Raw genomic sequence first — 5,603 nt, 5'->3', positions numbered from 1 at the left:
ACCATTCGCACCGGAGTTAAACAGCTCAGAAAGGCTATGGGAGTGGATGCGGGAGCATGACTTATCAAACAAAGCATTTTCAGGTTATGAAAATATTGTAGATTGTTGCTGTGAAGCTTGGAATAACCTTTGCAGCGAAGCTGGTCGACTGTTCAGTCTGTGCTCCCGTGATTGGGCAGTTATACAGTAGTTAGAAAATTCAATTGGTATAAATCGACTGCTGTATAATTCACACCAACATAAGCCTCACTGGCAAAGGCTAAATGAGAGAAAGGTGCGATGGCTGCCATTACCATGGCTAGAACTGTTTTCTTCATATTCTTATAGTTTCCTTGTGTTATCAGTGCTGTTTTACAGCGTCAAATACCATAACACTTTAACATTTTCGATTCCAAGTTTAAAACAGTTCCATTGCAACACATAATTGGAAACTAGTAGAGGAGCTTTAGGTCCAGCTAAAAGATAGCCTTATGCCAAAAGAATTACCTCCGTATACGAAGTGTCGTGGTGATCATACCCACCAAACCGTTGCTGCGTTGGTTGAATGAGCAGAACCTTGCCAATAACTCTAACAACCGGGCACTTTATGCGGAAGCGGTTTATAAGGAAGCCTGTGAAGCCGGTATACAACCGGTGAAGGCTTCTGCGTCCAGCAGGAAGAAGAAAGAGTTATTGGTGCTTGATTATATCGAATAACGTTCCCTTCAACACGTGAGAGGCTAAGGCTGGACACCAGGCGCACTGTAAACGATGATTTCTGTCTTCATACAGTGTTCAGGCAACCAGACTCATGGCAGCGAAATACGGAAAAACCTGGTGGGGGGAGCAGTGGCTCGAAGCGTTTAACGGGATCGATTACAGTAACCGGCTGCCCCGTGGGCGAAGTTACGCCGGGAATGGTTCTGTGCGCAGGATTGATGTGTCTGGCACCGGGGCTGAGGCGGATGTGCAGGGGCGCAGAAGAACACCGTATAAGGTAGAGGTTCGGTTACCGGCCTTTTCCGCCAGTGCCCATAAGAGGATTATTGCCACTATTAGCCAGAATCCGGCGGTACTGGCTCGACTGTTAAGCCGACAACTGCCTGAGCAGACGCTGACCCTGCTGAAAGAACAGAAGATTCCTGTGTTTCCTGCCAGCTGGAAGGATATGAATGCCCGCTGCTCCTGCCCGGACTGGGCCATGCCCTGCAAACACATTGCCGCTGTAATTTACCTGATTGCCAATGAAATTGATAAGGACCCGTTCCTGGTGTTCCGGCTGCGGGCCATGGATTTGCCCAAAGCCATTGAGAAAGCGTCCGGCCTGAACCTGGCCAATCTCGATAATCTGCCCCGGGTACTGGACGACTGGCAGGCTGAGCCGGTGGTTGAGCACTGGGTTATTCCTGAAACACCGGCGTTTGAACAGTTCGACCTGACCACCATCGAGCCGCTGGGTGACCGTATTTTCAGTATTCTGACGCCTCAGCCGCTGTTTCATGATAAAGACTTCCGACAGATCATGGCGGGCATCTATAAGCGTGCGGCCAAATTATCGGGAAATGCGGATAAACTGCTTAATCCGGTATCCGCACATTCTGCATCCGCAAAAGTGGTGCCGTTCAAACGCGGAACCCGGGGCAGGGCAAAAACGAAGGAGGCACCTGCCGACGATCAGGCATCCGGGGTTAATATCAGCCAGTTTGACCGACTCCGCCTGGTGGTGGATGAATCCGGGCGTTTTGTCATGGCAGATACCGGCAGTGGTGCTGATCAGCCCCAGAGTGGGGCCGACTGGTTCGCGTTACTGGGCAGGCTGCAGGTCAGCCAGAGCCCGGAAACCAGTCGCCATTATCATCATGCCCTGATGTGGCTCCAGCTTTACCGGCTGGCGTTGCGGCTGGTGGCCGGGCAGGCCTATATGCCCGGTGTTTATCAGGACTCGGGGGACTTTACCCTGATCCGTTATCAACCGGCGTTACTCAGTGAACCGGTCAAGGCGTTGATGTTGCCATTATACGATCTCTGCCCACCGGATCTGGTGACGCTGTCGCATACGCCCCCGCGCAGGAAAAAACCGGTTGAGTGGTTTGCCGATGGGCAGACCCAGGTGGATACCGCCCTTCACTGGCTGATCAGCCAGATTACCCAGCGTGCTTTGCAACAGTCGTCAGGCAATCTGGCGGTGGACGACATTGCGTGCCTGTTTTTTGCCAATGAGCCCTGTCGCTTTGACCGGTTTGAAAACCAGCAGTATCCACGGGTGATGCGGGACTGGTTACACCGGCTTTACCTGGGCGAGCGAAAGCACCGCCTGCATCTGGTGGTTCATGAGATGCAGAATGGTATTGATGACGCCTTATCGGTGGAAGTGCAGGTTGAGCAACAGGGGCAGCTGACGCAGCTCTCTGACTTGCTGGGCAATGACCGGTTGTCGGATGTGCGGATGAGCGCATTAACCGATCTGGCCCTGCTGGCGGATTATCTGCCGGATATTGAGCGTTTGTATCAACAGGACGGTGACCGGTCGCTGGTCTATTCCCTGGCCGAGTTTACACCGGTGTTATTACAGACGCTGCCAGCGTTGCAAATGCTGGGTATCCAGCTGGTGTTGCCCAAGGGGCTGCGGAATCTGGCCTATCCACAGCTGAGCCTCTCCCTGTCCGGTAATGACAGTGGCAAACCCGTCAGTTACCTGAACCTGGATCAGCTGTTGCACTTTAACTGGCAGGTGGCGGTGGGCGATAAACGGGTTTCTGCCGAAGCCTTTGCCGAGCTGGTGGAAAACGCATCGGGGCTGGTTAAAATGCTGGATCAGTACGTCATGCTGGATAACGCCCGACTGCAGGGACTGTTGAAAAAACTGAGTGCCCTGCCGGAATCGCTCTCCCGTATTGAGTTACTGCGGGCCGGTCTTACCGGTGAGCTGGACGGGGCAGCTGTCGACCTGGGGGACAGCGCCAGGGCGCTGTTTGACCAGTTGCTGAGCAGTGAGCCTACGCCGTTACCAACCGGGCTGAATGCCCGGCTGAGGCCCTACCAGCAGCGAGGCTTCGAGTGGCTGGCGCAGAATGCCCGTATCGGTTTTGGCTCGCTGATTGCCGATGATATGGGGTTGGGTAAAACCCTGCAGGTGATCTCGTTTCTGTTACACCAGCAGGTGACCGGTCAGCTGGAAGAACGCAAAGCACTGGTGGTGGCGCCCACCTCGCTATTGACCAACTGGCGCAAGGAGATCGAGCGGTTTGCTCCTTCCCTCAACGCCCAGGTTTATCATGGCAGCCAGCGGGCGCTGAACGACGGTGACCACGATATTATCCTGACCAGTTATGGCCTGGCCCGTTCGGATGCTGCACGTCTTGGCAAGGTGAACTGGCGAACACTCGTGATTGATGAGGCGCAGAATATCAAGAACCCAACCAGCCAGCAGACGAAAGCGATAAAAAAGCTGAAGGCGGATATTCGTATTGGCATGAGTGGTACACCGGTAGAAAACCGGCTGCGGGAGTACTGGAGCCTGTTTGACTTTACCAACAAAAGCTACCTGGGAACGCAAAAGAAATTTACCGAAGAGTTCGCCTTGCCCATCGAAAAAGACCGGGATCAGGCGGCCCTGGATAAGTTCCGGAAGCTCACCGGTCCATTTATCCTTCGTCGTCTGAAAACCGACAAAACCATCATCAGTGATCTGCCCGACAAGGTAGAAAGCAACCGTTACTGCGCCTTGAGTAAGGAACAGGCTTCGCTTTACCAGAGTACTGTTGACTCGATTATGGAAGACCTGGACTCCGCCGACGAGGGCATTGAACGCAAAGGGATTATATTCAAGCTGCTGAATGCGCTTAAGCAGATCTGCAATTCACCGGCACAGTTTTTAAACCATCCGCAGTCAGTGGTCAGTGAGTCGGGCAAACTCGCCACCTTTATCGAGATCATGCGTGAAGCCATGGCGGCCGAAGAGAAGGTGCTGATTTTTACCCAGTATACAACCATGGGTAATCTGCTGATGGACGCTCTGCAGCGCGAGCTCGGGCTGAACATTCCATTCCTCCACGGTGGGCTTTCCCGTAAAAAGCGCGATGATCTGGTGGATAAATTCCAGAACGATTTCCGTACACGGGGGATGATTCTTTCATTAAAAGCCGGTGGCACCGGCCTTAACCTGACCGCCGCCAGTCAGGTGATTCATTATGATCTCTGGTGGAACCCGGCTGTCGAAGCCCAGGCAACCGACCGCGCCTACCGGATCGGCCAGAAGCGCAATGTCCAGGTGCACCGGTTAATCACCGAAAACACCTTCGAAGAAAAGATTGATGCCATGATTCAGAGTAAAAAGGAACTGGCCGATTTGACGGTGGCCAGTGGTGAACAATGGTTGACAGACCTGTCGGATGCCGAGTTGAAGGCGCTGGTTGCCTTGTAGACTGACCACCGATCCTGATGTTGGGGATTCTGCGGCTGCTTAGCGCCTGTAAAACGCTATGCTTATAAAAAAATAGCGACAAGAGACAGGATGAGTACCCGTGACCATTGACGATGTTATCAACCGGTTATCAAACCATGTGATGGGTGAGCTGCCCAGAGAAGCACTGCTGGCGGCCAATGAGCAGCGGACAGAATTGATTCCGCGCTTGCTTGAATATCTGGAACACGTTGCCGGTCAGGGGGATGAGATACCCGAAGCCCAGCGCGTGGATCTGGTCTTTTTTGCCTTTTACCTGCTGGCTCAGTTCCGTGCATCAAAGGCATTGCCGGTGATGTTGCGGATAGTGTCTGCCAGCCCCGGGACGGTAAATCGACTGCTCGGTTATGTTGTCAGTGAGAGCCTGGCACGAATACTGGCATCGGTGATGGCCGGTGAGGAAAACGGTGAAAGTGGAACCGGTAGCGGTTGCAGTGTCGAGCCGCTGAAGCAAGTCATTGAAAATGAGGCGTCACATCCTTACGTTCGATCGTCCTGTTTAACCTGCCTGACGCTTCTGGTTTTTCATGGTTTTTTGCCACGTGAGGCACTGGTCAGTTACTTCGGACAGCTGTTGAATGGTGGGCTTGAGCGCCAGCGCAACCCGGTCTGGGACGGACTGGTCTCTAACTGCATCATCGCAGGCACTGCTGAGCTGGAAGTTACCGTTTTGGATGTGTTTGGCAGAGGATTACTGACCGATTCATTTATGGGCAGGGATCGGTTAAGTCATGCGTTACAGGAGCACCCCGGTGACCTGCGGTTTCCTTCCTATGAGAGCTTTGCCCTGATTGATGACTGTGTGGCCGAGCTGGAAGGCTGGGCCAGCTTTAACAGCAGTCAGCCTCAGGAGAAGCCTGTCGGTAGAGCACCTGTCGGAAGCAGTGCAGAGCCAGAGAATGTTCAGTGTGTGACAAGGCCATGGCCAGCCAGGGAACCCAATCCTCAAGTTATACCAATTGAATTTTCTAACTACTGTATAACTGCCCAATCACGGGAGCACAGACTGAACAGTCGACCAGCTTCGCTGCAAAGGTTATTCCAAGCTTCACAGCAACAATCTACAATATTTTCATAACCTGAAAATGCTTTGTTTGATAAGTCATGCTCCCGCATCCACTCCCATAGCCTTTCTGAGCTGTTTAACTCCGGTGCGAATGGT

At 53.0% G+C, this 5,603-nt stretch carries 4 protein-coding genes and 1 pseudogene; 4 read left to right on the top strand and 1 reads right to left on the bottom strand.

Annotated features, from left to right (window positions below; all coding sequences use genetic code 11):
* Positions 1-190: pseudogene (locus AK963_RS35890) on the top strand (IS630 family transposase); the annotation flags it as partial.
* Here the strand turns inward: AK963_RS35890 and AK963_RS33580 are convergent.
* Positions 180-317 (bottom strand): hypothetical protein, encoded by a 138-nt coding sequence (locus tag AK963_RS33580; protein ID WP_175404633.1) that lies wholly within the window; start codon positions 315-317, stop codon positions 180-182. The pseudogene AK963_RS35890 and the gene AK963_RS33580 overlap by 11 nt on opposite strands.
* 190 nt (positions 318-507) lie before the next feature.
* Between AK963_RS33580 and AK963_RS24840 the strand changes: the two genes are divergently transcribed.
* The 3 genes from AK963_RS24840 (at position 508) to AK963_RS24830 (ending at position 5,519) form a co-directional block, all read left to right on the top strand.
* The gene (locus AK963_RS24840; RefSeq protein ID WP_139117643.1) at positions 508-696 is read left to right on the top strand and encodes a hypothetical protein; all 189 of its coding nucleotides are present in this window, start codon (positions 508-510) and stop codon (positions 694-696) included.
* Positions 697-790: 94 nt separating this feature from the next.
* The gene (locus AK963_RS24835) at positions 791-4,402 is read left to right on the top strand and encodes a DEAD/DEAH box helicase (protein WP_066018076.1); all 3,612 of its coding nucleotides are present in this window, start codon (positions 791-793) and stop codon (positions 4,400-4,402) included.
* A gap of 100 nt (positions 4,403-4,502) precedes the next feature.
* A complete protein-coding gene (locus AK963_RS24830) occupies positions 4,503-5,519 on the top strand; it encodes a DUF1186 domain-containing protein (protein WP_066018075.1) in 1,017 nt (338 codons plus the stop codon).
* The last annotated feature ends 84 nt before the right edge of the window (positions 5,520-5,603 follow it).

The sequence above is a fragment of the Endozoicomonas atrinae genome (genome assembly GCF_001647025.1).
Classification (GTDB): Bacteria; Pseudomonadota; Gammaproteobacteria; order Pseudomonadales; family Endozoicomonadaceae; genus Endozoicomonas; species Endozoicomonas atrinae.
Note: the sequence above shows the minus strand (reverse complement) of the source record. Positions and strands in the feature narration are given on the sequence as shown.

What these genes read in the sequence shown, in the direction of transcription:
- AK963_RS33580 (WP_175404633.1), bottom strand. Translation starts at nt 317, where the DNA reads ATGAAGAAAACAGTTCTAGCCATGGTAATGGCAGCCATCGCACCTTTC.
- AK963_RS24835 (WP_066018076.1), top strand. Translation starts at nt 791, where the DNA reads ATGGCAGCGAAATACGGAAAAACCTGGTGGGGGGAGCAGTGGCTCGAA.